Source organism: Acidovorax sp. GW835-FHT14B10 (assembly GCF_058793725.1).
On record NZ_JBXAGC010000068.1, the window covers coordinates 1 to 2,278 of the forward strand.

Below are 2,278 nucleotides of genomic sequence, written 5' to 3' on the forward strand. Positions count from 1 at the left end.
TCGAGGATGATCAGGTCCGGTGAGACCCAGTCCTTGAGCAGCTCGGTGCGCTCTGAGTCGCTGGCCAACGCGTAGCGAGCAAACTCGGTGTCGGCTTCCAGGTAACGCGCGTCGTATCCCTGCAGCGTGGCCTGGTAGGCCACGGCCTTGGCCACATGGCTCTTGCCGGTACCGGGCTTGCCGATGATCAGCGCATTGGCGCCCTCGCCGATGAACTTCAGGGTATGCAACTCGAAGCAGGCGCTGCGCGGCAGCTTCGGGTTGAAACGCCAGTCGAAGTCAGCCAGCGAGGGCCGCTCATCCAGGCCCGAGCGCTTGAAGCGGCGCTCGGTCAGACGCGAGCGCCGGCGGTCCAGTTCGTCTTGCAGCATGGCCCCAAAGGTCTCCAGGAAGGGCTCCTGCGCGGCCTGGGCCTGCATCACGCGGGTGGACAGGGTCTCGGCAATGCCGGACAGACGCAGCTCGCGCAGCGCGCGTTCGATCTCGATCATGTTCATGGCTGAATTCCAGGTGCGTTGTTGGTGTTGTTGGTGGTGGTGTTCGCCGTGGCGGACTCGAGCGTGCTCGTGGCTGTGACGGCCGCAGCGTGCGCGAACAGATCGGCGTACTCATCGGCGTCGCGGATGAGCTCGTGCTGCTGGGTCAGCGTGGGCCCGCCGCCGGCGGGCGCACCGCTGGACTGGGTCTCGATGGCGTTGAGCGCCTGGGCAAAGATGGCCTCGGTCAAAGCCAGCACGCGCTTGTAGCTGTAAATCCCCTGCTCCAGGGCCTGTGCGCAGGCGGTGTCGACGCAGTGCGCTGGGTATCGCCTGGCCAGGCTGACGATGCCCCAGAGCTTGCGCTGGCCCACCCGACCCTCGATGGCAAAGAGCAGCTCACACAGCCGTTTGGCGTGCTCACCGATCTCGCCAGCCTGACGCAGGATCAGACGGGTCTCGCGCGAAGGATTGAATACCCGCTCCTCCATGGGCAGCACCACCGTGCCGGGCCGCTCGGCCTTGGCGTGGGTGCGCAGCAAGGCGCCGGTTTGCAGATCGCGGATCTCGATGCGCTGGGCATAGATGCGCACCAGCATCTTGGAGCCGATGTTCGCCGGGCGAGCGGCGTAGCTGCTGTGATCCACCCGCACGCAGCTGTCGTCGCAGACGGTGCGCACCGCCTCCTCGAAATACTGCATGCCCAGGAGCGGCAGAGGTTTGAGGTGGCTGCGCTCCTCCTCGAACATGGCCTGCACCTGGCGCCGCTCGGTGCCGTGGATGCGCTTGGCTGCCCAGCTCTTCTCCCAGTGCGCCAGGAACTCGTTCTGGGCCTCGATGGACTCAAAGCGCCGGCCCTTCAAGGCCGTGGCCTGGGTGTGGCCAATGGCATGCTCCACCGTGCCCTTGCGGTTGGGGTCTCGCACCCGCGCCGGGTCGGCCACCACGCCATAGTGCGCCAGGGTGGCGGCGTAGACTTTGTTGAGTTCGGGCTCGTACAGGTCGGGCTTGAAGACGCCTTCCTTCAGATTGTCCAGAACCACGTACTGCGGGCAGCCACCGAAGTACCGCAGAGCCTGCTCGTGCAACTCGGCCCAGATTTGCTGGCTGGACTTCCAGACCACGCAGCGGAAACTGGCGCGCGAGTAGCGCAGCGTGGCCACGAACAGGCGGGGCTTGCGGTACCGCTCGCTGCCCGGCACGCGGGTGGGCGCGCCCTCGCCGTAGTCCACCTGCATCTCCTCCCCAGGCAGAAAGGACAGGCGGTCGAACTGCTCGGGCTCCTTGTGGCGCAGCTTTGCACAGAAGCGTTTGACCGAGTTGTACTGACCAGTAAATCCGTGCTGGTCGACCAGGTCCTGGAAGATGGCCATGGCGTTGCGCTTCAGACGCAACTGGGCTTCGATGAACTCGCGCCAGGGTTCGCACAGGGAGGTGGCCACCGGCACAGCAGCCGGTGGCCAGGGTGGGGGAATTTGCTGGGCCGAGCCGGTGGCCACCCCGGGGGAATTTGACTGCAGTTGCTCCAGCCAGCGTTGGTGATAGCTCCTGACCGTCTTGCGGTCGATGCCCGTGATGCGGGCGATCTCGCGTTGCGATGTATTGCGCTCCAGCAGTGTCTCTATGGTGGCGCGTTGGTTGGACTTCAAGACATTCACTCCTTGGCCTTCCCTCGAGGAAGACCGGATCAATGTCCTGCCAACAGGTGCCGACGGCGCCGGCGTTTAACCCCTATCCCCGATCAGTTCAGGTGGGGGAGTTTGAGGTGGCCATAGGCGGGGGAATTTGGGTGGCCATCGGGG

General features: G+C 65.3%; 2 protein-coding genes. Both read right to left on the reverse strand.

The annotated features are described in order from the left end of the window. The coding region (locus tag AC1Q5S_RS22210) for an ATP-binding protein (protein WP_492239453.1) at window positions 1-497 on the reverse strand (497 nt) is incomplete at its 3' end. After that, window positions 494-2,134 carry an IS21 family transposase gene (istA, locus tag AC1Q5S_RS22215; protein ID WP_492239454.1) on the reverse strand — a complete coding sequence of 547 codons (1,641 nt, stop codon included), beginning with the start codon at window positions 2,132-2,134 and terminating at the stop codon, window positions 494-496. The genes istA and AC1Q5S_RS22210, both read right to left, overlap by 4 nt. Window positions 2,135-2,278 lie beyond the last annotated feature (144 nt).